Annotated in this window: 21 protein-coding genes and 2 pseudogenes; 15 read left to right on the top strand and 8 right to left on the bottom strand. The window is 71.3% G+C overall.

The window, feature by feature from the left end; all coding sequences use genetic code 11:
* Positions 1 to 376: 376 nt before the first annotated feature.
* The 3 genes from STRAU_RS03955 to STRAU_RS03945 all read left to right on the top strand — a co-directional run bounded on the left by STRAU_RS03955 (position 377) and on the right by STRAU_RS03945 (position 2,841).
* Positions 377 to 952 (top strand): EF-hand domain-containing protein, encoded by a 576-nt coding sequence (locus STRAU_RS03955; protein ID WP_016638944.1) that lies wholly within the window; start codon positions 377 to 379, stop codon positions 950 to 952.
* A 17-nt stretch (positions 953 to 969) separates the two neighbouring features.
* Positions 970 to 1,365 (top strand): cupin domain-containing protein, encoded by a 396-nt coding sequence (locus STRAU_RS03950; RefSeq protein ID WP_158692011.1) that lies wholly within the window; start codon positions 970 to 972, stop codon positions 1,363 to 1,365.
* A gap of 84 nt (positions 1,366 to 1,449) precedes the next feature.
* Positions 1,450 to 2,841, top strand: coding sequence for a hypothetical protein (locus STRAU_RS03945; RefSeq protein ID WP_016638942.1), 1,392 nt, complete (start codon positions 1,450 to 1,452; stop codon positions 2,839 to 2,841).
* A gap of 73 nt (positions 2,842 to 2,914) precedes the next feature.
* Here STRAU_RS03945 and STRAU_RS03940 read toward each other — a convergent pair whose 3' ends face one another.
* The 6 genes from STRAU_RS03940 to STRAU_RS03915 all read right to left on the bottom strand — a co-directional run bounded on the left by STRAU_RS03940 (position 2,915) and on the right by STRAU_RS03915 (position 8,986).
* A complete protein-coding gene (locus tag STRAU_RS03940) occupies positions 2,915 to 3,655 on the bottom strand; it encodes a bestrophin-like domain (RefSeq protein WP_016638941.1) in 741 nt (246 codons plus the stop codon).
* Positions 3,656 to 3,700: 45 nt separating this feature from the next.
* Positions 3,701 to 5,176 carry a hypothetical protein gene (locus STRAU_RS42220; protein ID WP_158692010.1) on the bottom strand — a complete coding sequence of 492 codons (1,476 nt, stop codon included), beginning with the start codon at positions 5,174 to 5,176 and terminating at the stop codon, positions 3,701 to 3,703.
* A gap of 178 nt (positions 5,177 to 5,354) precedes the next feature.
* The gene (locus STRAU_RS44395) at positions 5,355 to 5,771 is read right to left on the bottom strand and encodes a helix-turn-helix transcriptional regulator (RefSeq protein WP_052028942.1); all 417 of its coding nucleotides are present in this window, start codon (positions 5,769 to 5,771) and stop codon (positions 5,355 to 5,357) included.
* Positions 5,772 to 5,828: 57 nt separating this feature from the next.
* The gene (locus STRAU_RS03925; protein ID WP_052028941.1) at positions 5,829 to 7,184 is read right to left on the bottom strand and encodes a glutamate decarboxylase; all 1,356 of its coding nucleotides are present in this window, start codon (positions 7,182 to 7,184) and stop codon (positions 5,829 to 5,831) included.
* A 46-nt stretch (positions 7,185 to 7,230) separates the two neighbouring features.
* Positions 7,231 to 8,115, bottom strand: a complete 885-nt coding sequence (locus STRAU_RS03920) for a dihydrodipicolinate synthase family protein (RefSeq protein WP_016638937.1) — start codon at positions 8,113 to 8,115, stop codon at positions 7,231 to 7,233.
* Position 8,116: 1 nt separating this feature from the next.
* Positions 8,117 to 8,986 carry an aldolase gene (locus STRAU_RS03915; RefSeq protein WP_259299814.1) on the bottom strand — a complete coding sequence of 290 codons (870 nt, stop codon included), beginning with the start codon at positions 8,984 to 8,986 and terminating at the stop codon, positions 8,117 to 8,119.
* 170 nt (positions 8,987 to 9,156) lie between these two features.
* Between STRAU_RS03915 and STRAU_RS03910 the strand changes: the two genes are divergently transcribed.
* The 11 genes and pseudogenes from STRAU_RS03910 (at position 9,157) to STRAU_RS03860 (ending at position 22,827) form a co-directional block, all read left to right on the top strand.
* A complete protein-coding gene (locus STRAU_RS03910) occupies positions 9,157 to 10,362 on the top strand; it encodes a cytochrome P450 (RefSeq protein WP_158692009.1) in 1,206 nt (401 codons plus the stop codon).
* Between the two features lie 79 nt (positions 10,363 to 10,441).
* Positions 10,442 to 10,708: pseudogene (locus tag STRAU_RS44390) on the top strand (hypothetical protein); the annotation flags it as partial.
* A gap of 67 nt (positions 10,709 to 10,775) precedes the next feature.
* Positions 10,776 to 11,729: a L,D-transpeptidase gene (locus STRAU_RS03905; RefSeq protein WP_016638934.1), complete on the top strand. Its 954-nt coding sequence runs from the start codon at positions 10,776 to 10,778 to the stop codon at positions 11,727 to 11,729.
* 67 nt (positions 11,730 to 11,796) lie between these two features.
* Entirely contained in the window at positions 11,797 to 13,206 is a 1,410-nt protein-coding gene (locus STRAU_RS03900; RefSeq protein WP_158692008.1) for a S53 family peptidase, read from the top strand.
* 131 nt (positions 13,207 to 13,337) lie between these two features.
* Entirely contained in the window at positions 13,338 to 14,324 is a 987-nt protein-coding gene (locus tag STRAU_RS03895) for a peptidyl-alpha-hydroxyglycine alpha-amidating lyase family protein (RefSeq protein WP_016638932.1), read from the top strand.
* Positions 14,325 to 14,381: 57 nt separating this feature from the next.
* Positions 14,382 to 15,427 (top strand): annotated as a pseudogene (locus STRAU_RS03890) (LacI family DNA-binding transcriptional regulator).
* A gap of 251 nt (positions 15,428 to 15,678) precedes the next feature.
* Positions 15,679 to 17,085 carry an extracellular solute-binding protein gene (locus tag STRAU_RS03880; RefSeq protein WP_037657438.1) on the top strand — a complete coding sequence of 469 codons (1,407 nt, stop codon included), beginning with the start codon at positions 15,679 to 15,681 and terminating at the stop codon, positions 17,083 to 17,085.
* Between the two features lie 9 nt (positions 17,086 to 17,094).
* Positions 17,095 to 17,985 (top strand): carbohydrate ABC transporter permease, encoded by an 891-nt coding sequence (locus STRAU_RS03875; protein ID WP_016638928.1) that lies wholly within the window; start codon positions 17,095 to 17,097, stop codon positions 17,983 to 17,985.
* Positions 17,986 to 17,996: 11 nt separating this feature from the next.
* A complete protein-coding gene (locus STRAU_RS03870; protein WP_016638927.1) occupies positions 17,997 to 18,872 on the top strand; it encodes a carbohydrate ABC transporter permease in 876 nt (291 codons plus the stop codon).
* Positions 18,873 to 18,952: 80 nt separating this feature from the next.
* Complete coding sequence (locus STRAU_RS03865) at positions 18,953 to 20,566, top strand: glycoside hydrolase family 13 protein (RefSeq protein ID WP_016638926.1); 1,614 nt, start codon at positions 18,953 to 18,955, stop codon at positions 20,564 to 20,566.
* Positions 20,567 to 20,613: 47 nt separating this feature from the next.
* Positions 20,614 to 22,827: a discoidin domain-containing protein gene (locus tag STRAU_RS03860; protein WP_016638925.1), complete on the top strand. Its 2,214-nt coding sequence runs from the start codon at positions 20,614 to 20,616 to the stop codon at positions 22,825 to 22,827.
* Positions 22,828 to 22,939: 112 nt separating this feature from the next.
* On the opposite strand, the gene STRAU_RS03855 is transcribed toward STRAU_RS03860, so the two are convergent.
* Positions 22,940 to 23,776 carry a class I SAM-dependent methyltransferase gene (locus STRAU_RS03855; RefSeq protein ID WP_016638924.1) on the bottom strand — a complete coding sequence of 279 codons (837 nt, stop codon included), beginning with the start codon at positions 23,774 to 23,776 and terminating at the stop codon, positions 22,940 to 22,942.
* Positions 23,777 to 23,916: 140 nt separating this feature from the next.
* On the opposite strand from STRAU_RS03855, the gene STRAU_RS03850 reads away from it, so the two are divergent.
* Positions 23,917 to 24,516, top strand: coding sequence for a TetR/AcrR family transcriptional regulator (locus tag STRAU_RS03850; RefSeq protein WP_037657394.1), 600 nt, complete (start codon positions 23,917 to 23,919; stop codon positions 24,514 to 24,516).
* A 27-nt stretch (positions 24,517 to 24,543) separates the two neighbouring features.
* On the opposite strand, the gene STRAU_RS03845 is transcribed toward STRAU_RS03850, so the two are convergent.
* Positions 24,544 to 25,689: a serine hydrolase domain-containing protein gene (locus STRAU_RS03845; protein WP_016638922.1), complete on the bottom strand. Its 1,146-nt coding sequence runs from the start codon at positions 25,687 to 25,689 to the stop codon at positions 24,544 to 24,546.
* Between the last annotated feature and the right edge of the window lie 3 nt (positions 25,690 to 25,692).

The following is a 25,692-nucleotide window of genomic DNA, read 5'->3' as shown; positions in this document are numbered from 1 at the left end:
TTTCCGCTTCCGTCGCCGTGCTCGGTGGCTGTCGTAGAGGGACGGGCAGCGGCCGCCGGAGGCCGCGAGGGGAGGCCGCCACCCCCTGGCAGGGGGCTGGCCGAAGGGCGTCGCCCGGTGACCGTGCCCTCCACTGTGCGGCTCCGCCCGCTCCGCGGCCGGACAGGATGCGCCGTTCAGGTGAGGGCGCGGTCCGGTGCGGCACGCCTGCGGTGACGCGCGGCGGCTTGCCACGTTCGGCCCAGTCCATGTCGTCGCCAGGGCGGGACCGCGATGAACTGAGAGGCACTGAAGAGGCAGATGAACTGAGAGGCACCGAAGGGGCAATTGAGGGGGATCGCCGCCATCGAGCGGACCAGCCAAGGAGAAGCGGCACATGCTCAGCCCATTCCAGCAGCGCAAGGCCGAACGGCACTTCGAAGCCCTCGACACCAACGGGGACGGGATCCTCACGTTCGACGATCTCCGCCTCAGTGCCGAACGCATGCTGGCGTGGGAGCAGGAGTCCCCGGGAGCGGCCCGAAGTCGCCTCGACCGGTTCGACACCGGGTTGCGCGCCTGGTGGGACCACCTGACGGTGCTGGACCGCAATGACGACGGTGAGATCTCGCCGGAGGAGTTCCTCAAGGGGTACGAGCGGGTGTTCCGCACCGACAGCGACGCCTACGGCCAGGCGGCCCGTTCAGGGGCGAGCGCCCGTTTCGATCTGGGCGACACCAACGGGGACGGTGTGATCGACGAGGAGGAATTCACCGCCCTGTTCCGGATCTCGTTCGGCATGCCGGGCCCGACCGCCGCCCAGGTGTTCTCGTCCTTCCTCCCCGACGGTGAGCGCACCCTGTCGAAGGACGTCTACGTACGGCACGCCATGGAGTTCCTCACCGGCGACGATCCCGACTCCCCGGGCTCCGGGCTGCTCGGACCGCTGCCCACGCCGAACGTGAACGCCTGACCATGTACTCCGACGACGTGGACAGCACTCTCCTGGCCAACGGCACGGTCGATGCCGGGCTGTCGGTGCGCACACGCGGGCGCACCCGGGTCGCACTGCACCGGATCGATGTCCCGGCCGGGGCCGACTCGGGATGGCACTACCACCCCGGCCCGGTCATCGCCGTGGTCGCGTCCGGCACGGTCACCCGGACCCTGGCCGACGGCACCGTGCAGACCACCGGTGCGGGCGGCGTCATCGTGGAGCTCGAAGGCCCCGACCGAGTACACCATTTCCACAATTACGGTCCGCGTCCGCTGACCATTTACGCCCTTTACCTTCCCCCCGCGGACGCTCCCTTGTTCTGTCCGGCACCAGCACCGGACCAGACCCCGGGGCCCGACCGGCCGGACAGCGAGCCGGGCTCACGGTAAGAGCCGGGTCCCGGCGGAGCACACACCGCCGCCGCCGACGGCGGCGGCCGGATCAGCGTCCCGCACGAGCGAGGTGCCCACTCCATGACCGGCTCTGGAACCGACCCGCTGAAGCCCTCCGCCCCGGAGCAGCCCCCGCCCCCGTCCACTCGACGAGGCCGGTACGGCAGGCGCTGTTCCGTCGCCGCCGGAGCCTGCGGCGCGCTGGCCCTCGCCGCGTGTGTGGGGGCCACGGCCGTATGGCGGGGCAGAAGAACAGCAGCTCTCGGTGACTCCCTGTTCGGAACGGCGGTGGTCTGCGGCGTGGTCGCCGCGCTGTGCGGCGTGCTGCTGGTCGCCCGCCCCTGGGCCGCCACTGCCCGCCGGGTGTGGCTGACGAGCGTGGCCTGCACCTTCGTGTGCCTCGTGGCGATGGTCGTCTGCTGGTCGGTCATCCTGCGCGACGAGGGCCGTGGCCGGGCCGCCGGCTCCATCGTGCGGGACGAGCGCAGCACCCGGGACTACCTCTCCCGTGCCATGCCCGGGGGGCGCGACCCGACCGTCATCCCCACCGGCGTCTATGTGGAGTCGATCGAGTTCACGAGCAGCAACAACGTGGCGGTTTCCGGCTATGTGTGGCAGCGCTACCCGCCCGACACGCCCAAGGACCTCACGCGGGGTGTCGTCTTTCCCGAGGCCGACCAGTCCTATCCGGAGGACAGGGACATCGCCTACGAGCGGACTGCCGCCGACGGGACGAAGACGACCGGCTGGTACTTCAGCGCCACCTTCAGGCAGCGGTTCGACTACCGCACCTACCCGCTGGACCGGCAGAACGTGTGGCTGCGCATGTGGCAGCCGGACTTCGACAAGGACGCCGTCCTCGTGCCCGACTTCTCCTCCTACCCGCCCTGGATCGACAAGGACCTGCTGGGCACGGACCCGCAGTTGGTGAGCGGCGAGTGGCACCCGATGTACACCGCGTACAGCTATGCCCGCTACGCCTATCCGAGCAGCTTCGGCCTCAAGCCGTACGCAGGGCCGGTCAGTTACCCGGACCTGTACTTCAACATGGTCTATGAGCGCAACTACACCGGGGCCGTCGTCGGGAACCTGGTGCCCGTCGCCCTCATCGCGCTGGTGGTGTTCGCTTCGCTGTTCGTCACCAGTCGTGACCAGAAGTTCGAGCTCTTCGGTTCGAACACCTTCGCCGTGATGGCGTTTCTGGTGACGATGCTTCTGGTGGTGGTCGTCGACCACAACGAAATCCGGTCGGTCTCGGCCGACGGGTCCGTGATGTACATGGAGTACGTGTTCTTCGGGCTCTACCTGCTGCTGCTCCTGGTCACGGCGAACGGCGTACTGATCGCCCTCGACCGGCCGGGCGAGATCCTCACGAAGCAGGGGAACCTGCCCGCCAAAGCGTTGTACTGGCCCCTGTTGGCCGTGATCGTGCTCGTCGCGACCGTCGCCGTGTTCTTCGGGGTGGGCTGGTGAGCGCTCAGTCCGTACTCGTCGAGCGCCAGGCAGTAGTTGAGGTCGACCTGGGCCGGTTGAGGAGACCGGGAGGTCAGAAGTACCGGCTGAACGGTGCGGTGTCCACGGCGAGTAGGCCGCTGAAGGGCTGGTCGAGCTGGTGAATGAGCAACACCATGAAAGTGATGAGGGCCGCGAGGCCCATCACCATCACCACGTGGGTGAGGCTCCGCTCCACCCCGAACAGGAACATGAACGCCACGGTGAGGATCCCGCCGATGATGAGCCCCACCCACAGCAGGGGCGAAAGCCCGCCCTCCACGTCGCCCTCCCGGCCCCGCCGGGCGTCGTCCAGTGTGCCGAGTTGGGCCAGGATCTCCTGAGACGTCGCCTGCTGCGAGGGCGTGGCGTCGGCGGGCAGCCGGCTGGCGACGCGCACCGCGCCCAGCAGGTCCCAGCCCCGCTGCCCCAGCGGCTCACGCGCCGCCATCGCGGGGAACTCCACGCTCACGACGTGCTGGGTGTATGCCTCGACGCCGGATCGCACGTCGTCCGCGTGCGGCTCGGGAAGGCCGTCGGTCAGCAGCCGCACCTGGTGCGCGGCGCTCGCCTCGGTCTGGACATGCCCTTCGGCGCCGGAGCGGGTGTCCCATACCGAGACCAGAGCGAGCCCGAGGACCAGCGCGTAGAGGACGCCCACCATCATCGAGATGTACTCGGCCACGTCCTCCCGCGGTTCGGCATCCGGGGCGGGCGGCCAGAAGCGGTGCCGCACCACCACACAGGCCGCGGCCAGCAGTGAAACGCCGAGGACAATGGCGAGGGTTTCTAGCATCGGGGCCGGGCTCCTGTCGGCTGCGGTGCGTCACGGCGGCTTCGGTCAACCCCGGCGGGATCCGAGCACGGCGGCCGCGACGGCACCGGGGATCAACACAAGAAAGAGCGCGGCGAGCAGGCCGAGGCCCGTGGGCCCCTCTCCTGAACGGTAGAAGCGGCCCAGGATCGACCGCCCTTCGTCCTGCCGCCGCGCCTCGGGGGCCACAGCGGTCCCCCTCGTGTCCGCACCGGCCACCGCGGCACCGGCCACCGCGGCACCCGCCACGGCCGCGCCGCCCACCGCTCCGGGAGGCGGCTCAGCGGGAGCAGCGGCCTCGCCTGCGGCCTCACCTGCGGCTTCAGGGGCGACGACGCCCGGGCCGATGCCAGGGCCGACGCCAGGGGCGGCACCGGGACCGACACCAGGCGCAGCGCCGGCACCGATCCCAGGAGCGGCACCAGGGCCGAGCCCAGGAGCGCCACCAAGACCCGGACCAGGCGCAGCGCCGGGACCCAAGCCAGGAGCGGCACCGGGACCGATACCAGGAGCGGCGATGCCGGGCGGGGGAAGCGGCGGCGGCAAGGCACCGGGCAGCAGCGGCAGCGGCACCGGCACCGCAGGCAGCGGGGCTCCGGCGGCAGGCGGTTCCACAGGCGGTGCGGGCGCCGGGAGAGGCCGAGCCTGGGGCGGCGGCGCCGGGAGCGGCCGCCCGGCCGCGCCTTCGAGCGCACCCGGCCGCCTCGGTGGTTTCCTGGGCACCACGGGCCGGCGGATCTCAAAGCGCCGGGAGGCACGCGCGGTGAGCCTCGGCGGCGGAACCGTGCCACCCGAGGCGCCGATCGTACGGGTCTTGTCGCTGCCTTCGGCGACCCCGGCGCTGATGTACGTTCCCGGATCGCGGCGCACCACCGTGCGGCAACCGGCGGACCGCCCAGGACGCAGCGAGGGCACGACTGCCCGTCCGCCTCCGCAGTCGATGTCCGCCCCGGTGAGCGACAGGTCGCTGACCCTGATGCCGTGGACCGGGCGGTTGCCCGTGTTCCGCACGTGATAGGTGACGGTCGCCCGCTGCCCCTGGACCGCCACGGCTTCGGACAGACCGAGGCCGCCCCCGATACCCGCGTACCCGGACGGTGCCCGAGCCACCGCGTGGGCGCGCAGGTACGGGATGTGCCCGGAGGCCCGGACCTGGCCGCTCCACGTGCCCGGCCGAGCCACCGTACGGGCCGTGCAGTGCGCGGAGCCGAGTCCGCGCAGCATGCGCAGCCGGTCGCCGCCGCCTGGGCAGCGGATCGCGACACCCGGAAGGCCCGGGTCGGTCACACGGACGTCGTGCAGGTCGGCGCCGCCCCGGTTGACGAGCCGGTACACCTTGATCACCGGGTGGCCGACCCGGATACCGGGGTGCATGGCGCCGAGCCCGGCACGGGAGTTCACGGTCACCCGGAGCGCCAGCCCGTTCCGGCCCGCGCCGTCGGCCACCGCCGGGCCCGCCGGGTCCGCGCCGACGATCACGATCGCGACGGATGGCGCCAGCACGCACAGCACGCGTCGGCGTGTGCGCCGCCGCCCCGCTCGACTTCGCCATCGGATGATCACATCAGCATCCTCAGGTCGGACGGCCCGCCGCGCGCCACACGGCGCGCCGCAGCACGCCCCCTCACGCCCCCAAGATCCCCCGGCTGCACGCACGGTGCCCCGGCCGCGTTCCAGAGGCTCACTGATGCCGAGCGTCCAGCACCTTCACGACGGCCTGCGTGCGGTCCGTGACGTCGAGCTTCAGAAAGGCGGCGCGCAGATGGTTCTTCACCGTCGGCTCCGAGATGTTGAGATCGCACGCGATACGACGGTTGGACAGCCCGCGCACGAGCAGCTCCACCACTTCCCGTTCGCGCTGCGTGAGACGGGCCTCGTGCAGCACGCGGGTCATGCCGTCGCACGGCCGCGTCAGGCCCTCGCTGCCCCGGACCCGGGCGGCGGGTGTCACCGCGTACGAACCCAGCAGGCCCTCCAGGCGGAGGACGATCCTGGTGAGGTCGTTCAGACACTCCGCCGCCGCCTCCATGAGGGCGTGCGTCGCCGGGTCCGGTTCCTGGCCGCGGTGGGGAGCGTGTGCGCCGCCGCAGGTGCTCACGCGTCCTCCTCGTCGCCGTTCACGCCCTGGGCAGCGCCCGCCGACCGGGCCTCGTGGTCACGGCCGGGAGTCGGCCTGCAGGAGGCTGGTGACCTCTGTGCGCAGGTCCCGCAGCAGGTGCTCAGCCATATCCTGGCTGAACCCGTGGCGGATCACGAGGCGCAGTACTCCAATGTGCTCAAGGTCGGGGGGCAGATGGTAGGCGGGGATCTGCCAGCCGTGGCGGCGCATGCGGTCGTGGATGTCGAAGACCGTCATCGCGTCCTCGCCGGGCCGGACGCGGATGCCGACCACCGGCAGATCAGCGCCGTCGGCGATCACCTCCAGGCCGGGAATCTGCGCGACCTCCTTCGCCAGGAAGCACGCCACCTCGCGGGAGGTGTGCTGCACCGCTCGGAACCCCTCGAAGCCCAGCCGCAGGAAGCTGTAGTACTGCGCGACGACCGGGGCGCCGGAGCGGGAGAAGTTGAGCGTGAAGGTCGGCACGCAGCCGCCGAGCAGCTCGCAGTCGAAGACGAGTTCCTCGGGGAGGTCCGCCCGGTCCTCCCAGACGATCCAGCCGACCCCCGGGTAGACGAGCCCGAATTTGTGGCCGGAGGCGTTGATCGACCGCACCCTCGGCAGCCGGAAGTCCCAGACGCGCTCGGGGTCCAGGAAGGGCGTGATGAAACCGCCGACGGCGGCGTCCACGTGGATCGGGACGTTCAGGTCCCGCTCGGCCTGCACCCGGTCCAGCCGCCCCGAGATCTCGGCCACCGGATCGTACTTGCCCAGGGCGCTGGAGCCGAGAATCGCGACCACGCCGATCGTGTTCTCGTCGCACGCCGCGGCCACCTCGTCCGGGTCGACGCAGTAGTCCGGCTCGCTGATGGGGACGTAGCGCGGCTCGACGTCCCAGTAGCGGCAGAACTTCGGCCAGCAGGTGTGCACTGCGGTGGACATGACCAGGTTGGGCCGGTCGGCCGCCAGTCCGGCGGCCCGGCGGCGGTTGCGCCACGCGAACTTCATCGCCAGGCCCGCGAGCATCGCCGCCTCGCTGGAGCCCGCCGTCGAAGCGCCGACGCCGACGCCGTCGGGGTCGTTCCACAGGTTGGTGAGGATGTTGACGCAGCGGGTCTCGATGTCCGCGGTCTGCGGATACTGGTCGTGGTCCATCAGGTTCCGGTCGAGACACTCCGCGATCAGCTCTCTCGCCTGCGGTTCCATCCAGGTGGTGCAGTACGTCGCCAGGTTGAGCCGGGCGTGGGACTCCAGGATCAGCTCATCGCGGATGAGGGCGCTCGCGGCGTCCGCCGTCATCGACTTCTGCGACAGCTGGAAGCGCGGCACCCCGTCGGGGGGCACCAGACCGCTGTACAGCGGGTTGACCGGCAGCACTTCCTCACGACGGTCGGCGTGAATAGGACGCAGCATGGCTGGCTTCTCCTTACGTCGGTTTCGGCAGCCGTCCGGCTGCCGGCTACAACTGCGCCAGCAACTCCTTCAGTTGCGGGATCGCGCTCTCGTCCAGCGGGAGCAGCGGGCGGCGCGGTTCCCCGACGTCGAGACCTTGGAGCGCGAGTCCGGCCTTGACCGTCGTGGGCAGCCCGCCCGCCAGGAGAAAGCGCAGCAGCGGCAGCAGCCGGTAGAACCGCTTGCGGGCGTCGGTGAGGTCGCCGGCGCGGACGGCCTCGTAGAACGCCAGGATCTCGGCGGGGAACAGGCAGGGCGCGGCCGTGCACCAGCCCGCGGCGCCCGCGGCGAACGCTTCGAGCGCCAGCGGGTTGCTTCCGTTGAAGAACGGCAGCCGGCCGTCCGTCAGCTCGTGGAGCCGGTGCATGCGCTGCACGTCGCCCGAACTCTCCTTGACCATCGTCACGTTGTCGATGTCGGTGGCCAGCCGGACCAGCAGTTCGGGCGGCATGTCGATGCCGCTCGTCGCCGGGTTGTTGTAGACCATGACCGGGATGTCGATCGCCTCGGCGATCGCGCCGTAGTGCCTGACGATCTCCCGCTCCGAGAGTTTCCAGTACGAGACGGGCAGCACCATCACGACGTCCGCGCCGGACCGCTCGGCGAACCGGGCCCGCCGGACCGAGCCCTGGGTGGTCAGGTCGGAGATGCCGACCACCGTCGGCACCCGGCGCGCCACGGCGTCCAGGGACGTCTCCGCGACCTGGCACCACTCGGTGTCGCTCAGGTAGGCGCTCTCCCCGGCGGACCCGAGCGGCGCGATCCCGTGCGCGCCGGACGCGACCAGCCGCTCGATCAGGGTGCGCAGCTTGTCCGCGTCCACGGCGTCGTCGGACCGCCGGAACGGCGTGACCGGATAGGCGATGATCCCTCCGAGCTTCGGGCCCGCCATGTCACACTCCTCCCTCGATGGGGATCGTGTGCTGGTCGGCGGCCCCCGAGACGTCCGGCGGGGCCGCGTCGATGCAGTCGTCGTGTCCGTTGCGCAGCGCTCGGCGCGCGTAGTACGCGAAGGCCGCCTGGTGTCGTTTGGGCGTGGAGACCCAGTCGTGCGCCTCCACGGCCAGGAGTTCGTCCACCGGCTTGATGTCACCCGCGGCCATCGCGAGGAGTTGCAGCCTGGCCGCACGTTCGAACAGCACCGCGAGCACGCACGCCTCCTCGACGGAGGAACACGCCACCAGCTGGCCGTGGTGGGCGAGCATCAGCGCCTTCTTGTCCCCCAGGGCCCCGGCGATCAGTTCACCCTCTTCGTTCCCGACCGGAATTCCCGGCCATTTCGGCAGGAAGGCGCAGTCCTCGTAGAGGGGGCAGGTATCCATGTGGGAGAGATTCAGCGGAATTTCCAGCATGGAGAGCGCCGACACGTAAGGCGGATGGGTGTGGATGATGCAGTTCACGTCCGGACGGGCCCGGTAGACCCAACTGTGAAAGCGATTGGCCGGATTCGCCATCCCGCCGCCTTCGAGAACATTGAGGTCCTCGTCCACCTTGAGCAGATTCCACTCGGTTATCTCGTCGAAACCGAGCCCGAGGCGCTGCGTGTAGTACGTCCCCGGCGCCTCGGCGCGTGTGGTGATCTGTCCGGACAGCCCGGAGTCGTGCCCCATGTGGAAGAGGATCCGGCAGGTCAGCGCCAACTTCTGGAGTTTTGTCCAGGTGTTGTCGGTGATCGCGCTCTGCATGCGTTCCTGGGCGAGCCGCACCAGGTCCGACTTGCGGGCGTCGAAGGATTCGCCCATGGCCGCGTCTCCTCTGCTCATTCACGGGAACCCCCTCCGCGATCCTGAGCCAGAAAATGAGCGACCGCCACCCGGAATCGGGCTCCCCTTCCTCCGTACTAGGCAATTCGTATCAGATTTGCCCGATGCCCGAGCCGGTGAAATTGTGGGCGCGGAAAGTGAACGATGAAATCCCCTTGAGGAGTGGCACATTGTCTGCGCTGACCGAGAGCATCACTGTGGGCCGCCTCGAGGCCGACCCCTATCCGATCTACGGCCGGCTGCGCGCCGAGGAGCCCGTGGCGTGGGTGCCCGCCGTGGGCGCGTGGCTCGTCACGCGCTGGGACGACGTGCGGCACGTGCTGACGAGCCCGGAGTCGTACACCACCACCAACGACGCCTCTCCGCTGTCCACGTACTGCGGATCGCAGAACGTGCTGAACCAGGAGGGCGACCGGCACGCCGCGATCCGCAAGGCCGTCGGCGACCGCTTCCGTCAGGAGACGGCCCCCGCCGTCACGGCCCACGCCCGGAGCGTCGCCGCGCGGCGGCTGGGCGACCTCGCCGACCGGGACCACGCCGATCTGATGGCCGAGTACTTCGAGCCGGTCTCCGTGGAGACGGCGTCCTGGCTGCTCGGCCTGGACGCGGTCGACGGCGTCGACACCGCCACCCTCACCCGCTGGTCGACGGGCCTGACGGCGGCGCTGTACAACCCGACCAAGGCCGGGGCGGCACACGTGACCGGCGCGGCCGTGTCGGGCGCAATGGACCGGACGCTGACGCCGCACCTGGCACGGCTGCTCGACCAGCCGGACGACTCGCCGCTGTCGGCGTTGGTGCATGCCGCGGGCCCGGCGGACGACGCGTCGTGGGGTGTGCACCAGACGCTTGCCACCGTCAGGATGATGACGAGCGCGGTCCGGGAGCCGGGCTGGCTCGCGGGAAACACCCTGCATGCCCTGCTCACCCACCCGGAGCAGATGGACGCGCTGCGGGCAGACCCCGGGTTGCTGGACGCCGCGGTGTACGAGGGGATCCGCTGGGCCGCCCCGGTCGGTGCCGTCGGCCGGCTCACGACGAAGCCCCTCGTGCTGGGAGGGCAGGAGCTGCCCGCCGGTGCGCCTGTGGCGCCCGGCATCGCCTCGGCCAACCGGGACGAGGCCGCCTTCCCCGCCGCCGACCGGTTCGACCTGCTGCGCGCCCGCACCACCACACCCCTGTCGCTCGGTCTCGGCCGGCACGAGTGCCTCGCCGCCCACGTCGTCCCTGCCATCGTCGAGGGCGCGCTGCGTCAACTCCTCGAACGCTTCCCGGAACTCCACCTGGAACAGGACGTGCGGCCGTACGGCTGGAAGTTCAGGAAGCTCGACACGCTGCCGGTCGGCTGGCGTGACCGGTCCGCGGCCGGTGCCTGAGGGGGTGGCAGGAGGGCCCGCCCCCGGAGAAGAACCGCGAGGTGCTTGACCGGCCCGCCCCAGACGTGATCATGGGCAGGTGTCCCGTTTCCACAAGGCGCTGAACGGTCTGCTCATCGCTTGTCCGAGCGTGGTCCTGGCCGGCTGCGGCCTGTTCGCCTCCCCTGCGGATACATCGAGCACACCGGCCTTCCACAACGCCGCCGAGTGGCCTCCGCGCATCGGGCCCGCCGGAGCGGGCCGTCGTGACGTCGGCCCCGACGAACCCGTCACCGTGTCCCTTCGCGATCGCGATGCCGGGATCCGCCTCACCGATGTGACACTCACCGATGCCGCCGGGCGGCGCCTGGCGGGTGACCTCAGCCCTGACGGCTCACGGTGGCGCAGCACCGGCTCGTTGACCGCGGGGCTCGTTGACCGCGGGCAGCCGCCACACCGTCCGGGTCGACGCGGAGGACGGCAACGGTGTCCCGGCGCGCTGGACCACACGGTTCGCGACCGCGTCGGCCGGCAGAACGGTCAATGTCACCTTCGGTCCCGCAACGGGCACCTACGGCGTCGGTCAACCGATCACGGCTGAACTCAGCGTCCCCTTCGGCAGGGAGAAGGCCCGGGCCCGCGCTCTGGTCGAGCGTGCCCTGACGGTCACGTCCCGGCCGCGGGTCGAGGGCTCCTGGCACTGGATCAACGACCGGGAACTGCACTACCGCCCGAGGAACTACTGGCCCGCCCACGCGCGCGTGGACGTACGCGCGGAGCTGCGAGGCGTCAAGGTGGGCGACGGCCTGCACATGGGGCGCGCCCGGCCCGTGAGCGTCACCATCGGCAGCCGGTTCGAAGCCGTCACGGACGCCGGCGCCCACTCGATGACGGTGAAGCGCGACGGGAAGGTCGTCAGAGTCATCCCGGTCACCACCGGCAAGCCTGGCTTCTACACGCGCAACGGCATCAAAGTCGTCCTGGACAAGCGGCGCTCCGTGCGCATGCGCGGCACGACCATCGGGATCCCGGGAAACAGCCCGGACGCGTTCGACCTCAACGTGCGTCACGCCGTCCGCGTCACCCGGAGCGGTGAGTTTCTGCACGCCGCTCCGTGGTCCACCGGGGCGCAGGGGCGCGCCAACGTCAGCCACGGATGCACGGGCATGAGTGAGCGGAATGCCGCCTGGTTCTTCGAGAACGTACGCGAAGGAGACGTCGTGGAGGTGCGCAACAGCCGCGGCGCCCGCATGGCTGTCTTCGGCAACGGATACGGCGACTGGAACCTGCCCTGGGCCACATGGCATGCCGGCAGCGCGCTGTCCGCGGGCCCGGCGAGCCGTTCGGCCCCTCCCGCCCCCGCCCGCCTGCGCCCGCAGAGTCACTGAACCCGGGTCACCTGACCGGCTCAGCAGTACCGTACGCGCGGGTCGGGGTGACCGTAGGTTCGGCGACATGGGTGGAAAGCCATGGATCCGGAGCGTGATCGCGGTGCTCGGTTGCGTGCCGGCCCTCGGCGCCTGCGTCGGCAGCGACGCAGTGACCTCGGCCGCCGACTCCACGGCGGCGGCACGGCCCGCGTCGTCCGTGTCGCCCGGGCCGCCCGCGGTCGAGCCGTTCCCGTCGGTGCCCGCCGTCGAGGACTGCCGGGAAGCCCTCAAGGTGGACTGCTACACCCCGGACATGGTGCGCCGGGCATACGGCGTCGACAGGCTCAACGCCCAGGGCCTGACCGGCAAGGGCCGCACCGTCGCCGTCTTCGCCGGGTACGCTCCGCCCACCCTGGAGAAGGATCTGCGCGAGTTCAGCCGCGCGATGGAGCTGCCCGAACCGCACCTGACCGTCCGGAAGATCAACTCCGGCGTGACCCCCGCCCCGTTCGACCCCTCCAACCCGGCCATGATCACGGCCTCGATGGAGACCACCCTCGATGTGCAGATGGTGCACACGATGGCGCCGGACGCGAAGATCGTCGTCGCGGAGTACGCCCAGGCCGCCTTCCCCCGTCGCTTCAGTTCCTCCTCCGCCTCCCCGGAGGACGGGAAGAAGAGCGGCGAGCAGGACGCCGAGGCGTACCCCGAGCTCCTGGCCGCGATCGTGCGGCAGGACGACCCCGACGTCATCTCCCTCAGCGTGGGCGACAACGAGTACCGGGCGGCGGGCGACACCGGCGCACCCGTGGCCGCGTACCGGCGAGCGAGCAGGTCCTTCGCCGAGGTGCTGCGCGGCGGCACGACCTTGGTGTCCGCAGCCGGCGATGCGGGCGCCGCCCCACCCATCGGTCCGGACAACACCCGGGTGCGCTCCGTCAGTTGGCCCGCCTCCGACCCCAGCTTCCTCAGCCTGGGCGGCAGCCGCCTGCACCTGGACGCCCGGGGCAGGCGCACCGGCCCGGACACCGTGTGGAACGACAGCGCGCAGGGCCGCGGGGCCACCGGCGGCGGCCCCTCGCAGACGTTCACCCGGCCCGCCTACCAGGACGGTGTCCGCGGCGTGGTGGGTGAGCGGCGCGGCACCCCCGACATCTCCATGGACGCCGCGACCTCCGGCGGCACCCTGATCTACCAGAGCCTCCTCCCGGCCGGGCCCGGCTGGGTGCCGATCGGCGGCACCAGCGAGGCCGCCCCGCTGTTCGCCGCCGTCGTCGCCCTCGCCGACGAGAAGGCCGGCCGCCGCCTCGGCGACATCCACGACGAGCTCTACCGGCTCGCGAAGGACCCGCGGGGCGGGATCGTCGACATCACCGAGGGCGACAACGGCCCGGACGGCTTCGCCGCCGCCAAGGGCTACGATCTCGCCTCCGGCCTGGGCACCATCGACGCCGCCACCTTCGTGCCCGCCCTCGCCCGCCTCGCCGACGGCTGAACCCGCCGGCGCCGGCGCCCCGCACGCGGGCAGGCGCGGCCCTCTGTCGCTCCGCCGGGCCGCCGTCCTATGATCCGGGCCGGCCCGTCCTGGGAGGACCGTTGGCTGTCGGACCCGCGACCAGTGAAACCGTGTACGAACCCGTGCCCTTCTGGGCCAAGATCCCGCACGGCGTGTGGCTGAAGGAGGCCACCTCCGTCGCCGTCGACTCCGAGGACCGCGTCTACGTCTTCAACCGCGGCAACATGCCCGTGCTGGTCCTCGACCTGGACGGGCAGGTCGTCGACATGTGGGGCAACGACACCCCGTTCGCCGGAACGGAGGTGTTCGAGGACCCCTATGGCAACGCGATGCCGCGCTGGAAGGGCTGCCGCTTCCAGCGGGCGCACGCCATCACCGTCGATCCCGAGGACCACCTCTGGCTGGTGGACGACATCGGCAACCGGATCACCAAGACCGACCGCAAGGGCAACACCCTGCTCACCCTCGGCACGGGACATCCGTCCGGCTTCCAGAGCGGTGAGCCCTTCAACCGCCCCACCGACGTGGCGATATCGCCCCGCACCGGCGACGTCTTCGTGTCCGACGGATACGGCAACTCCCGCGTCCACCGCTTCGACGCCCGGGGCGCCCACCTGATGTCGTGGGGCGAACCCGGCACCGGCCAGGGCCAGTTCAGCCTGCCGCACGGCGTCACGCTGTTCGGCGACGACGCGGTGCTCGTCTGCGACCGCGAGAACCACCGGGTCCAGGTCTTCTCCCTGGACGGCGAGTTCCGCACGTCCTGGCACGCCCACAAGGCGGTCGCCGCCTGTACGGGCCGGGGCGCGGACACGAACGTGTACGTCGCCGAGCAGGGTCCGCCGCCGGTGCAGCGGGGCGTGCCGGGCCTCGGCCACAGGATCCAGGTCTACGACCGGGAGGGACGGTTCGTGACGCGCTTCGGCGCCGACCTGCCCGGCGAGGCCCCCGACCGGTTCAACTGGCCGCACAGCGTCGCCGTGGACTCCGAAGGCAGCGTCTACGCCGCGGAGGTGTCGTACACCGAGGAGGGCAGCAGGCTGACGCCGCCGCGCGAGCTGGTGAGCCTGCGCAAATGGCGACGGACGAGCGGCTAGTACGCGAGTGGACAGAAAGCGCAAGCGGACAGCAAGGCTTGCGCTAATCTTGCGTACATGACGCGACGACTTGCTCAAGTGGCCAAGAAGGTCGGGGTCAGCGAGGCCACGGTCAGCCGGGTGCTCAACAACAAGCCCGGCGTCTCGGAGTCCACCCGCCAGGCCGTCCTTTCCGCTCTCGACGTGCTCGGCTACGAACGGCCGACGCAGTTGCGCGGGGAGCGCGCCCGCCTTGTGGGGCTGGTGCTTCCGGAGCTCCAGAACCCGATCTTCCCCGCGTTCGCCGAGGTCATCGGCGGCTCGCTCGCCCAGCAGGGGCTGACGCCGGTGCTGTGCACGCAGACCAAGGGCGGCGTCTCCGAGGCGGACTACGTGGAGCTGCTGCTCCAGCAGCAGGTGTCGGGCGTGGTCTTCGCGGGCGGTCTGTACGCGCAGGCGGACGCGCCGCACGACCACTACAAGCGACTCGCGGCGCGGAACATCCCGGTGGTCCTGGTGAACGCGGCGATCGAGCACCTCGGCTTCCCCGCGGTGTCGTGCGACGACGCCGTGGCCGTCGAGCAGGCATGGCGTCATCTCGTCTCGCTCGGCCACGCACGCATCGGCCTGGTGCTCGGCCCCGCCGACCACATGCCCTCGCAGCGCAAGCTGGCCGCGGCCCGCGCCCTCGCCGAGGCGGCGGGGGAGCCGCTCGGCGACGAGCGGGCTCGGGGGGGGGGGAGCCGCTCGGCGACGAGCGGGTGGCGCGGGCGATGTTCTCGCTGGAGGGCGGCCAGGCCGCCGCGACCCGGCTCCTGGAGGCGGGGGTCACGGGCATCGTCTGCGCCAGCGACCCGCTCGCGCTCGGCGCGGTGCGCGCCGCCCGCAGGCGCGGCCTCGACGTGCCGCGCGACGTCTCGGTGGTCGGCTTCGACGACTCGGCGTTCATGAACTGCACCGAACCGCCGCTCACCACGGTCCGCCAGCCGATCGAGGCGATGGGCCGGGCCGCGGTGGAGATCCTCACCCTGCAGATCGCCGGGAGCGCGGTGCCGTCCGAAGAGCTGCTCTTCGAGCCGGAGTTGGTGGTGCGGGGGTCGACGGCACAGGCGGCACGCGGCTGACCGCACGCCCGCCCGAGGCACGCCCCCCGGGGCGCGCCCGCCTACTGGGCGAGCGCGCCCCACCCCCCTCGTACTGTCAAATATTTGCGAGTTCTGCTCGACATATTGCGGCCCTGTGCCGACGGTGCTTGAGTAAGCGCCGTCGCACAGCGCTCCGCTGTGGGCTTCCCCAGCTCCTGCCATGCCCTGCCCCGCTCACGGGCGGTGGCGCTGCCCAAAAGGGGTCCACCGATGAGAAGCTCAGCTCCGGGATACGCCGCCCCCGCCCCCGCCGCCGCACCGCCACGGCCGCCCTCGCCTCCGCGCTCGCCCTGACCGCGCTCGCCGCCTGCGGCACCAGCAGCAGCGACGACGGCGGTGGGGGCGGCGACGCCGCGGACGCGGCCGACGCGGGCTCCCCGCTGGACCCGCGGACCAAGGTCGAGTTGACCATCGACTGCATGCCGCCGGCCGCCGAGAAGGCCGAGCTCAAGCAGTGGAAGGAAGACGTCGAGGCGTTCAACGAGAAGTACCCGAACGTCACGGTCAAGGGCAAGCAGACCGACCCGTGCCTGGAGCCGCCGCGGTTCACGGCGATGCTCAAGGCCAAGTCCCAACCCGACGTGTTCTACACGTACTTCACCGATCTCCAGCAGGTGCTCGACAACGACGGCGCCGCCGACATCAGCGCGTACGTCAATGACAGGACCGTGCCCGCGCTCGGCGACATGGACCCCGACGTCCTCGACGTGATGAAGAAGGACGGCAAGCTCTACGGCCTGCCCTACAGCAACTACACGATGGGGCTGCTGATCAACCGGCCGCTCTTCGAGAAGGCCGGCCTCGACCCCGACAAGCCGCCCACCACCTGGCCACAGGTGCGGGCGGCGGCGAAGAAGATCTCGGCGCTCGGCGACGGCGTCGCCGGATTCGGCGAGTACAGCGCGGGCAACAACGGCGGCTGGCACTTCACCGCCACCGCCTACGGCCTCGGCGGCGGCATCGTCGACGAGGGCGGCACCAAGGCCGACTTCAACAACGCCACCGGCAAGCGGATCCTCGACAACCTCAAGGCCATGCGCTGGGACGACGACAGCATGGGCAAGACGCAGCTGCTGAAGTGGGGCGACCTGCAGAAGCAGATGGCGTCCGGCAAGCTCGGCATGTTCATCGCGGCGCCCGACGACATCACGTACATGGTGCAGAACCTCGGCGCCGAGTACGCCGACTACGGGATGGCGCCGATCCCAGGGCAGCGGGCCACGCTGTTCGGCGGCAACGACTACATGATCAAGAAGGGCGTCTCGTCCGACAAGGTGAAGGCCGCGATCGCCTGGATCAACTTCAAGTTCCTCACCCCCGGCAAGGGCCAGTTCGACTGGGCCCGCACCAAGGCGGACGGCCTGCCCGTCGGGCTGCCGCAGCCCAACTTCTGGACCGGCGCGACGAAGACGGACGACGACAAGGCCCGGGCCACCAGCTCCACCATGCCCGTCGCCAACTTCAAGGCGTTCACCGACCATCCCGTCCAGGGCAAGCCCGAGCCGCCCAAGGCGCAGGAGATCTACAAGGTGCTCGACACGGCCATGTCGGCCGTCCTCACCAACGAGGACGCCGACACCGGCAAGCTGCTCGACACCGCGGAGAAGCAGGTCAATCAGATCCTGGCGAACCAGTAGGGGGACGTCGTGCCGGCCCCCACCCTGGCGAAGCGGCAGGCGCTCAAGCGCAACCTGACCGCCCACGGCTTCCTCATCGGCGCCGTGCTGTGCTTCTCGTTCTTCTCCTGGTATCCGATGGTCAGGGAGTTCTTCCTCGCGTTCGAGAAGCGCGAGGACGGCGCGACCGTCTGGGCGGGCTGGTCCAACTTCACGTACATCTTCAACGACCCGGCCTTCTGGCAGGCGTGGCGCAACACCCTGCTGTTCACCGGGCTCGCGCTGCTCCTCGGCTTCGTCGTGCCGTTCGTGGTCGCCCTGGTGCTCAATGAATTCCGGCACGGCCGGGGCTATTTGCGACTCCTTGTCTATCTGCCGGTGATGCTGCCGCCGGTGGCGTCGGTGCTGCTCTTCAAGTACTTCTACGACCCCGGGTACGGCCTGTTCAACCGGATGCTCGGCGCGGTGGGCCTGCCGGAGCAGCAGTGGCTGCAGTCCACCGACACGGCGATGCTGTCCGTGGTGATCGCCGCGACCTGGATGAACATGGGTGGCGCGACCCTGATCTATCTGGCCGCGCTCCAGGGCATTCCGGGCGAACTGTACGAGGCCGCGGAGCTGGACGGCGCGGGGATCCTCCGCAAGATCTGGCACGTCACGATCCCGCAGACCCGCCTTGTCCTCTCGCTGATGCTGCTCATGCAGATCATCGCGACGATGCAGGTCTTCGTGGAGCCGTTCCTGCTGACCGGCGGCGCGGGCCCGGAGGGGGCGACCCTGACCGTCGTCCAGCTCATCTACCAGTACGCCTTCACCTTCAACAACTACGGCAGCGCGGCCGCGCTCGGCCTGGTGCTGCTGGTCCTGCTGGCCGCGTTCTCAGCGGCGTACGTCCGGCTGAGCCGCGTGAGCGAGGAGTGAGGGAGCCCGCGATGACGACACGCACACTGATCTCCCCCGCCCAACTCGCCCGCCCGCGCGGCAGGTTCCTCTACTGGGCCGCCTTCGTCCTGGTCCTGGTGGTCTTCACCCTGGTCTTCGTCGGACCGCTCTACTGGATGGTCACCAGTGGGCTGAAGTCCCCGCAGGAGTTCGCCCGGACCCCGCCCACGCTGGTCCCCAAGGACGCCCACCTCGGCAACTACGCGGATGCCTGGGGGGTGATGGACCTGGCGAAGCTGCTCGGCAACACGCTGTACTACGCGCTCGGCGCCCTCGCCTTCCAGCTCGTGTTCGACGTGGCGGCCGCCTACTCGCTGTCGAAGCTGCGGCCGGTGCTCGGCAACGTGATCCTCGGCGCGATGCTGGTCACCCTGATGATCCCGGCGACCGTCCTCGTCGTACCGCAGTATCTGACCGTCCTCGACGTGCCGATCGTCGAGCGGAACCTCGTCAACTCGCCCTGGGTGATCTGGCTTCCTTCGGTCACCAACGCCTTCAACATCTTCCTGCTCAAGCGGTTCTTCGACTCGATCCCGCGCGAGCTGCTCGACGCGGCCGCCATCGACGGGGCCTCGCCGCTGCGCACCCTGCGCTCGGTGGTCCTGCCGATCTCCCGGCCGATCCTCGGCGTCGTGTCGATCTTCGCGGTGGTCGGGGTCTGGAAGGACTTCCTCTGGCCCATGCTCACGCTGCCCGACCCGGGCAAACAGACGATCAACGTCGGGATCTACTCGCTCGCCGCGAGCGTCACCGAGAACTGGCTGCTCGCGGCCCTCGTCATCGCCTCCCTGCCGACCCTTGTGATCTTCCTGGTGTTCCAGCGTCACATCATGAGCGGACTGACCGCCGGAAGCCTCAAGGGCTGATCCGGCGGGCCGCCGGCCCCGCGCACCCGAGCCCCGCCCCGGCCGGCGGCGGGGTCCCCCTGCCCGAAAGGACCGTCACCGTGGCAGCCACGCACCCGACCACCCCCGACTCCGACTGGTGGCGCTCCGCCGTCATCTACCAGGTGTACGTACGCAGCTTCGCCGACGGCGACGGCGACGGCACCGGAGACCTGGCGGGGGTGCGCGCCAAGCTGCCGTACCTGGCCGAACTCGGCGTGGACGCCCTGTGGTTCAGCCCCTGGTACCTGTCGCCGATGGTGGACGGCGGCTATGACGTGGCCGACTACCGGGTGATCGACCCGGCCTTCGGCACGGTCGCGGAGGCCGAGAAGCTGATCGCGGAGGCGCGGGCGCTGGGCATCCGCACCATCGTCGACATCGTCCCGAACCACGTGTCCGACCAGCACGTCTGGTTCCGGGCCGCGCTCGCGGCGGGCCCCGGCAGCCCCGAGCGCGAGCTGTTCCACTTCCGCCCCGGCCGCGGCGCGGGCGGTGAACTGCCGCCCAACGACTGGCCCTCGCAGTTCGCCGCGACCGCCTCCGCCTGGACGCGGGTCGCGGACGGCGAGTGGTATCTGCATCTGTTCGCGCCCGAGCAGCCCGACCTCAACTGGGCCCACCCGGCGGTCCGTCAGGAACACGAGGACGTGCTGCGCTTCTGGCTGGAGCGCGGGGTCGCGGGCGTACGGATCGACTCCGCGGCGCTGCCCGCCAAGGATCCCGCGCTGCCCGACTTCGTCGAGGGCCGCGACCCGCACCCCTTCCTGGACCGCGACGAGCTGCACGACATCTACCGCTCCTGGCGTGCCGTCGCCGACGAGTACGGCGCGATCTTCGTGGGCGAGGTGTGGCTGCCGGACTCCGAGCGCTTCGCCCGCTATCTGCGCCCCGACGAGCTGCACACCGCGTTCAACCTGTCCTTCCTGAGCTGCCCCTGGGACGCGGCGCGGCTGCGGACGTCCGTCGAGGAGACCCTCGCCGAGCACGCCCCGGTCGGCGCGCCCGCGACCTGGGTGCTGTGCAACCACGACGTGACGCGCACGGTGACCCGCTACGGCCGCGCGGACACCGGTTTCGACTTCGCCACCAAAGCCTTCGGCACCCCCACCGACCTGGCGCTCGGCACCCGCAGGGCGCGGGCCGCGGCGCTGCTCTCGCTCGCCCTGCCCGGTTCGGTGTACGTCTATCAGGGCGAGGAGCTGGGCCTGCCGGAGTACGAGGTGCCGCTGGGCCGGATCCAGGACCCGATGCACTTCCGCTCCGGCGGCAGCGATCCGGGGCGCGACGGGTGCCGGGTGCCGCTGCCGTGGGAGGCGGACGCGCCGTACGCGGGCTTCGGTTCGGCCGCGGAGCCGTGGCTTCCGCAGCCCGCCGACTGGTCCTCGTACGCGGCAGACCGGCAGTCCGCCGACCCGTCGTCGATGCTCGCCCTGTACCGCGCGGCGCTGCGGATCCGGCGCACCCTGCCCGGCTTCGGGGACGGCCCGCTGACCTGGCTGCCGGCGCCGGACGGGGTGCTTTCGTTCGCCCGCGCCGACGGCCTGGTGTGCGTGGTCAACCTGGCCGCCGCGCCCTGCGCACCGCCCGCTCACACGAGCCTCCTGCTGGCCAGCGGCCCCCCGGACGACGAGGGGCGGCTGCCGCAGGACACGGCGGTCTGGCTGCGGGTCTGACCCGTGGCGGGGCCGCCGCCCCCCACCCCACTGGAGAGAGGTATGTCATGCGCACCTCATATTCGCCGTTACGGCGCGGCCGCAGAGCGGTACCGCTCGGCGCGGCGCTCGGTCTCGCGGCAGGGCTGCTGACCGCGCTCGCACCCGCCGCGCAGGCGGCCGACGACTCGTCGCGGGCCCGGGCCGCGGTCGCAGGCGCCACCGTGCCCTTCACGTCCGTCGAGGCGGAGAGCGCCACGTCCAACGGCACGCGGATCGGGCCCGACTACACCCAGGGCACGGTGGCCTCCGAGTCCTCGGGCCGGCAGGCGGTCCGCCTCGCCACGGGACAGCACGTCGAGTTCACCCTGCCCAGGGCGGCCAACGCGGTGAACGTCGCGTACAGCGTGCCGGACGGCCAGTCTGGCTCCCTCGCGGTGTACGTCAACGGCGTCAAGCTCGACAAGTCGCTCGCCGTGACGTCGAAGTACAGCTATGTCGACACGCCCTGGATCCAGGGATCCAAGACGCACCACCTCCTGGACAACGCTCGGCTGCTGTTCGGCCGGAACGCGGGCGCCGGGGACAAGGTCCGCCTTGAGGCCACCGGCGCCCAAGTGACCGTCGACGTCGCCGACTTCGAGCAGGCCGCGGCGCCGGGCACGAAGCCCTCGGGGGCGGTGTCGGTGACCGACAAGGGCGCCGACCCCTCGGGGCAGGGCGACTCCACGCAGGCGTTCCGCGAGGCGATCGCCGCGGCGAAGGGGGGCACGGTGTGGGTGCCGCCGGGCGAGTTCAGGCTCACCCAGTCCCTCAACGTCGACAACGTACAGATCAAGGGCGCGGGCCACTGGTACTCGGTCGTGCGGTCCTCGCGCTTCGTCGACCAGTCGAGCGCGCCCACCGGCAAGGTCGGCCTGCACGACTTCGCGGTGATCGGCGAGGTCACCGAGCGCGTCGACGGCAACCCGGACAACTTCGTGAACGGCTCGCTCGGCCCGAACTCGGCCGTGTCCGGGATGTGGCTGCAGCATCTCAAGGTCGGCATGTGGCTGATGGGCAACAACGACAACCTGGTCGTCGAGAACAACCGGTTCCTCGACATGACGGCCGACGGGCTCAACCTCAACGGCACCGCGCGCGGGGTGCAGGTGCGGAACAACTTCCTGCGCAACACCGGTGACGACGCCCTCGCGATGTGGTCCCTGAACACCACGAACAGCGACTCTGCGTTCCTCGCCAACACGATCTCCCAGCCCAATCTGGCCAACGGCATCGCGATCTACGGCGGCCGGGACATCACCGTCAAGGACAACCTGGTCCTCGACACCAACGCCCTCGGCAGCGGCATGGCCATCTCCAACCAGAAGTTTCTCGACCCGTTCTTCCCGCTGGCCGGCACGATCACGGTGTCCGGCAACACGCTGGTGCGCACGGGCGCGATGAACCCCAACTGGAACCACCCGATGGGCGCTCTGCGCGTGGACGCGTACGACAGCGCCATCGAGGCGACGGTCGACATCACCGACACGGTGATCACCGACAGCCCATGGAGTGCGTACGAGTTCGTCTCCGGCGGCGGTACGGGCAAGGCCGTACGCAATGTGACCATCGACAGGTCGACGGTGGACAAGGTCGGCACGGTCGTGGTGCAGGCCGAGACGCCGGGAGCGGTGCGGATGGCCAACGTCAAGGCGTCGTCCGTGGGCGCCGCGGGGATCTACAACTGCCCCTACCCGTCCGGCTCGGGCACCTTCACGCTGACCGACGGCGGCGGCAACTCCGGCTGGGACAGCGTCTGGGAGGACTGCTCGACCTGGCCGAAGCCGGGCGGCGGCAACCCCGACCCCGACCCGAAGCGCAACCTCGCCAAGGGCCGCCCCGCCACCGCGACCGGCTCCGCCGACGTCTACACCCCCGGCAAGGCGGTCGACGGCGACGCCGCGACGTACTGGGAGTCCACCAACAACGCCTTCCCGCAGTCGATCACGGTCGACCTCGGCAAGGCGGAGCCGGTCCGCAGGCTCGTCCTGAAGCTGCCGCCGCCCGCCGCCTGGGAGGCCAGGACGCAAACCCTGTCGGTCCAGGGCAGCACCGACGGCTCCGGCTACAGCACCCTGGTGGGCTCCCAGGGCTACCGCTTCGACCCGGCGAGCGGCAACACGGTGACGATCGACGTACCCGCGTCGGCGCCGAACGTCCGGCATCTGCGCCTGCACGTCACCGCCAACACGGGGTGGCCGGCGGGGCAGTTCAGCGAGGTGGAGGCTTACTTGAGCTGACCGTCCGGCGCGTTGCGCCCGGCCGGGCGAGGAGGTCACTGAACTCCCTCTGCCAACGGCCTACTTCAGCCTCCATACGACGCCCTGGCGTGCGCCTGCCGCCAAGTCCCGCTCAGGCGGCGCCCGTTCGCGTGGCCGTGACCGTCACCGTCGCGTAGCGCATCGTGAAGCCGCCGCCCAGGGCGTCGACGGCGGCGCCGATGCCGGTGAGCAGTTCGCGCAGCGTGGCCTGCGGGAGCTGGCTGTTGCCGCCGTGCGTGGGCAGTTGGTCGAGCCACTGGTCGCGGGTGTAGACGTGCTCCCAGTCGTGCCGCCACTGTTCCGGCGCGTCGAACGCCCCCGTCTGCCGCATGCCGTCGACCGCCCGCGACGACAACGGTTCGTACGCGGTGAGCGGCGGCCCGGCCCAGGGGTTGAGCGGTGCGTCGGGGAGCACGCGCCGGTGCACCTCGTCGAAGGCTTCGCGTACGTCGGGGGCGGGGTCGAACACGTTCCAGAACACGGCCAATCGGCCGCCCTGGCGCAGCACCCGAGCCGCGTTCGCCGCGCCCGCGACCGGGTCCACCCAGTGCCAGGTCTGCGCGGCGATCACCGCGTCGAAGGTCCGGCCCGCCGGGTCCCACTCCTCGAAGGCGGCCACTTCGGCCTCGACGCCGGTCCGTCGCGCCAGGTCGGCCATCCGCGCGTCGACGTCGACGCCCAGCACCCGGCACCCGGCCGCCTGGAACTGCCGGGCGGCGATGCCGGTGCCGACGCCCACGTCCAGGACGTCGGGGCCCGGGCTCGCGGCGACGACGCGGTCGACGAGGGCTCGGGGGTAGCGGGGCCGGGCCCGGTCGTAGCGGTCGGCGTCCGATCCGAAGGATTCCGCCGGGTTCCGGTTCCGATGCGGCGACGTCCGGTCCGGATCGGGCTCGTCGTCGGGGTGAGTCGTGCGGGACGGCGGCATAGTGGGCATATGCCCACTATGAGTGGGCGGTCGCCCACCCGTCAATCGTCGCGGTCGGGCATCGCCGCTCGGACGGTCCCACCCGGCACGTGAAAGACTCGGCGACCGGACAGGGCAGGCGGACGAAGGAGCAGGGCACGGTGCCGACAGGAGTGGCCATCCGCGACGCGCGCGAGCAGCTTTTCGGCGCCGCCGAGCGCATCCTGCTGCGGGACGGGCCGAGCGCCCTGACCAGCCGGGCGGTCACCACGGAGGCGGGGTGCGCCAAGGGCGTCCTGCACCGGCACTTCGCCGACTTCGACGCGTTCCTCGCCGAGCTCGTGCTCGACCGCGTCGCCCGCGTCGAGGCGCGGGCCGACACCCTCCACGCGGCCGCCGGTACCGGCACGGTCACCGGCAACCTCACCGCCGTACTGACGGACCTGTTCGAGTCGGTCGCCGTGGCGATCGTCGGCCTGGTCACCTCCCGGGACGGCCTGCGCGCCCGGCTGCGCAAGGCCCGGCCGACCGGCGTGCCGGTCCTCACGGAGGCGGCGGCCATGATCGCCTCGTACCTCGCCGCCGAGCGGGACCTCGGCCGCGTCGCCGCGGACGCCGACGTCGGCACCCTCGCCCCCACGCTGATCGGGGCCGCGCACCTGCTGTTCGCCGACCGGCAGAGCGCGCCGCCCGAGCCCGAGGCCGTCGGCAAGGTCGTGGCCACGGTCGTCGCGGGCGTCGTGCGAGACGGGCGGCCCTGAGCCGCCGGAGCGCCGCCCTCCGCCCTCTCACCGCGCCAGCGCGTGATCCACCAGCCGTAGGGCTGCCGCGGCCTGGGCATCGCCCTGCTCATCGGTACGCAGCGTGAAGGTCGCCGTGGTCGCGGCGCGGCTGCCGTCCGTGGTGACGCCGCTCTCCGAGACGATGCCGAGGTGGGTGCCGCCGTGGAACCAGATGCCCCGGCCGTCGCGGCCGCCGGGTCGCCACGCGATGCCCATGCCGTAGCGCACGCCGTCCGCCGGGATCCAGTCGTCGGCCGCCACGGTCCGCTTCATCGCGGCCAGTTGAGCGGGGCGCAGCAGGCGGCCGCCCAGGAGTGCGCGCAGGAAGACGGCGTGGTCGTGGGTGGTGCTGATGAGGCCGCCGTCCGCGCCGCCACCGGTCGCGAGGGAGGTGTCGGTCAGCCGTGGGCTGCCGGGGAACCGGGTGTAGGCCGTCGCGGTGGGCTGCGGAACGTATGCCGAAGTGCCCGGGGCGAAGGTGTGCTTGAGCCCGAGGGGTGCGATGACGCGTTCGTGGATCTCCTGGGCCCAGGGGTGTCCGGTGACCTGCTCGACGACGAGGCCCAGGAGGACGTAGTTGGTGTTGGAGTAGCCCCAGCGCCGTTCCCGCGCCGGATCGGCGGCGTCCGGCAGCCACAGCGGGGGCCGGCTCAGGGCTGCCTTCAGTTGCTGGCGCGGGGAGGACACCCGGAAGCGTCCCTTCAGGTAGCCCTCGGGCGTGAAGTCGCCCGCGCCGCCGCCCACGGCGACGTAGTCGTTGAGGCCGCTGGTCTGGCGGAGCAGATTGGTGAGGGTGATCCTGCGGCCGTCGTTGCCGTTGCCCGCGACCATGCCGGGCAGCCATCGGTCGACGGTGTCGTCCAGCGCGAGCCGTCCTTCGCCCGCCAGTTGGAGGGCGACGGTGGCGGTGAAGGGCTTGGTGTCGCTGCCGAGGCGGTAGTACGCGTCCCAGGGCACCGGCTGCCCGGTCTCCAGGTCCGCCGTGCCGGCCCGTGCGACGAACTGTCCCCGCGCGTCCTGCACCTCGGCCAGCACGCCGGTGGCCCCGGTCGCGCGGATCGCGTCCACGTCGGCCTGGAGGCCGTCGTGTGCCCGTGGCCGCGCGTCGGCGGGTGCGGCGGAGGCGACGCCGGGGCCGGCGCCCGCGAGCACGGC

This window comes from Streptomyces aurantiacus JA 4570, from assembly GCF_000414115.1.
GTDB lineage: Bacteria > Actinomycetota > Actinomycetes > Streptomycetales > Streptomycetaceae > Streptomyces > Streptomyces aurantiacus_A.
Note: the sequence above shows the minus strand (reverse complement) of the source record. Positions and strands in the feature narration are given on the sequence as shown.